This is a genomic window from Piscinibacter sp. (assembly GCF_050175855.1).
In the GTDB taxonomy this organism is placed as follows: Bacteria; Pseudomonadota; Gammaproteobacteria; order Burkholderiales; family Burkholderiaceae_C; genus Piscinibacter.
In genome coordinates this window covers 1-2,795 of the sequence record NZ_JBFXIO010000537.1, presented here as the reverse complement: position 1 = coordinate 2,795, position 2,795 = coordinate 1, and the positions used below count along the sequence as shown (strand labels likewise).

Genomic DNA, 2,795 nt, shown 5'->3' with positions numbered 1-2,795 from the left:
GGTAGTGTCCGGATTTATGTGCACAACCGCTTGAGAGCGGAGGGGTGGTCATGGCAAGAGGTTGATTGTGCAAGTCGACCTACTCTCAGAGGAGAGCGCCATGACCACCGAGAAGAAGCGTAACGCGAAGCGTCCCGTTGTCGAAGAGTTGCTGTCGGGCAACCGAGACCTGTTCAAGACGCTGTTGAAGGAATCGTTGCAGGAAGTGCTGGAGGCAGAGATGACGGCGGCCGTGGGAGCCGGCCCGGGCGAGCGGACGTCCGAGCGGCTCGGGTACCGCTCTGGGTACTACAGCCGGAGCCTGGTAACGCGCGTGGGGAAACTGGAGCTGCGGGTGCCGCGGGACCGTGACGGACGGTTCTCGACGGAGCTGTTCGAGCGCTACCAGCGCTCGGAGAAGGCACTGGTGGCTGCCCTGGCGGAGATGTACGTGCAAGGCGTGTCGACGCGCAAGACCCAGGCCATCACCGAAGAGCTGTGTGGCCACAGCTTCTCGGCGAGCACCATCAGCGAGATCAACAAGGGCCTGGACGAGGCGTTGACGCGCTTCGCCGAGCGCCGTCTGGCGGAGGCTTATCCGTACCTGATTTTGGACGCTCGCTACGAGAAGGTTCGGTTGGACGGGGTGATCCAGTCGCAGGCAGTGCTGATAGCGATTGGCATCAACGAGGACGGCCGGCGGCAAATCCTGGGGGTGGAGCTGGCGAACCGTGAATCGGGTTCGAGTTGGAAGGAGTTTGTGGCGGGGTTGCAGGCGCGGGGCTTGAACGGGGTTGAGTTCGTGGCCTCCGACGACCATGCGGGCTTACGCAAGGCCATCGCCGAGTTGCTGCCGCAGGCGGCGTGGCAGCGCTGCTACGTGCACTTCCTGAGGAACGCGCTGGACTACCTGCCGCGCAAGGCCGACGACGACTGCCTGCAGGAGCTGCGCTGGCTGTACGACCGGCGCAACCTGAAAGAGGCCCAGGGCGACCTCGCGGCGTGGCTGAAACGCTGGGAGAAGCGTTATCCGCGGCTAACCGATTGGGTCGAAGCCAACATCGGCGAGACGCTGACCTTCTACCGGCTGCCGCGTCAGCACCACAAGCATCTGAAGAGCACCAACATGCTCGAGCGGCTGAACGAGGAAATCCGCCGCCGGACCCGGGTGGTGCGCATCTTCCCCAACCCGGCGAGCTGCCTGCGCCTGGTACGCGCGCTGTGTGCCGAGGTCCACGAGACCTGGTTGGAAGACCACCGCTACCTGAACATGGATTTGCTCAAAGAGCAGAAAAAGGAGCTCTTGCGGCAGGCCGCTTGAGTCCCATCACCCTGACCTCGGCCATGACCACACTTTTGCACAACTTGACGGACACAACCGCGCGCCGTCGCGGTCGCCCGGTTCACGACGCGACCGGCAGCACTGCTCCTCCAGCCATCGACCCCGGGAGAGTCACATGCAGTTCAGACAGATTCGCAGCGCCACCTTGAACATCGAGTACGCCGGCAAGCGCTTCCTCATCGACCCGATGCTCGATCCGAAAGGCGCCCAGCCCGGCTATCCCGCCACCGTCAACAGCCACCTCGACAACCCGCTGGTCGACCTGCCCTGCGCGATCGAGGAGGTCATCGACGTCGATGCCGTCATCGTCACCCACACCCACCCCGATCACTGGGACGAGACGGCGCGCAAGCGCATTCCCAAGGACCTGCTCGTCTTCGCACAAACACCGTACGACGAGTGGCAGATCCAGCTCGCCGGCTTCCGCAACACGCGCGTGCTCGACGGGGCGACCGATTTCGCCGGCATCACCCTGAGCAAGACACCGGGACAGCACGGCCGCGGCGCCTTACTGGAGGGACTCTATGGCCAGATCCTGGGCGATGTCTGCGGCGTCGTCTTCCGTCATCCCGACGAGAAGACCCTCTATCTCGCAGGCGACACCGTGTGGTACGAAGGCGTCGCCGAGACGCTCGCGAACTACCAACCGGACGTCATCATCCTAAACAGCGCGGATGCCCGCGTGCTGCCCGACGAACCCATCATCATGGGCACGGAAGACGTGCGCGAGGTCTACCGCGCAGCGCCGGGCGCCACCCTCATCGCCAGCCACATGGACGCCGTGAATCCCGGCACCCTGTCGCGCGCGGCCCTGCGTCGTTTCCTCGACGACGAGGGCATGACCGACCGCGTGCTGGTCCCCGAGGACGGTGAGCGCTACACGTTCTGAGCCTGCCGCGCCGGCCGGACGCGACAGCGGTTCATTTCACGCGCTGGTCGGCACGCACCCCGCGCAGTGCCGTGCCCCGATTCGTGCGGCGGCGACACCGCGTTCCCGGGGAAGTACGCTCAAACCGGTTCCGTCGCCCGCGCGCGAAAGCGGCCGCGCCAGGCGCTCGGCGCGATCCCGTAGACGGCGCGAAAGCGTTCTCGCAGCGCGGCCACGCCGCCGAAACCGGCCGCCGCGGCAATCCGTTCGACCGGCCAGTCGGTGGATTCGAGGAAGGCCTGGGCGAGCGCGAGCCGCTCGGACAGCAGCCAGGCGTGGACGGTGGTGCCGGTCAGCGCCTTGAAGTGCCGGGTGAAACTGCGCCGGCTCATGCAGGCCGCAGCGGCCAGGCTGTCGACGCTGTGCGATTCGTCGAGCCGTTCGCGCACTGCGGCGATGAGGTGCGCGAGGCGATGGTCACCGGCCCCGCGCGGCAATGGCTGCTCGATGAACTGCGCCTGGCCGCCATCGCGATGCGGTGTCACGACCAGGCGCCTGGCGACGCGGTTTGTGGCCACCGCGCCGTGCCGTTCGCGCATCAGGTGC

General features: G+C 66.2%; 3 protein-coding genes. 2 read left to right on the top strand and 1 reads right to left on the bottom strand.

Annotated elements, in window-relative coordinates:
- Positions 1–100: 100 nt before the first annotated feature.
- Positions 101–1,300, top strand: coding sequence for an IS256 family transposase (locus tag AB7U92_RS25325; protein WP_428583345.1), 1,200 nt, complete (start codon positions 101–103; stop codon positions 1,298–1,300).
- A 136-nt stretch (positions 1,301–1,436) separates the two neighbouring features.
- The gene (locus AB7U92_RS25320) at positions 1,437–2,210 is read left to right on the top strand and encodes an MBL fold metallo-hydrolase (RefSeq protein WP_428583343.1); all 774 of its coding nucleotides are present in this window, start codon (positions 1,437–1,439) and stop codon (positions 2,208–2,210) included.
- Between the two features lie 119 nt (positions 2,211–2,329).
- On the opposite strand, the gene AB7U92_RS25315 is transcribed toward AB7U92_RS25320, so the two are convergent.
- Positions 2,330–2,638, bottom strand: a complete 309-nt coding sequence (locus AB7U92_RS25315; RefSeq protein ID WP_428583341.1) for a helix-turn-helix domain-containing protein — start codon at positions 2,636–2,638, stop codon at positions 2,330–2,332.
- Positions 2,639–2,795 lie beyond the last annotated feature (157 nt).